Source organism: Shewanella sp. NKUCC06_TVS (assembly GCF_019345515.1).
Lineage (GTDB): Bacteria > Pseudomonadota > Gammaproteobacteria > Enterobacterales > Shewanellaceae > Shewanella > Shewanella oncorhynchi.
In genome coordinates this window covers 1-218 of the sequence record NZ_JAHKQX010000063.1, presented here as the reverse complement: position 1 = coordinate 218, position 218 = coordinate 1, and the positions used below count along the sequence as shown (strand labels likewise).

Genomic DNA, 218 nt, shown 5'->3' with positions numbered 1-218 from the left:
CAACAAAACTTTAATTGAAGAGTTTGATCATGGCTCAGATTGAACGCTGGCGGCAGGCCTAACACATGCAAGTCGAGCGGCAGCGCAAGGGAGTTTACTCCTGAGGCGGCGAGCGGCGGACGGGTGAGTAATGCCTAGGGATCTGCCCAGTCGAGGGGGATAACAGTTGGAAACGACTGCTAATACCGCATACGCCCTACGGGGGAAAGGAGGGGACC

Annotated in this window: 1 rRNA gene; it reads left to right on the top strand. The window is 56.0% G+C overall.

Annotated elements, in window-relative coordinates:
* Positions 1-11: 11 nt before the first annotated feature.
* Positions 12-218: ribosomal RNA gene (locus KO531_RS22615) — 16S ribosomal RNA — on the top strand; the annotation flags it as partial.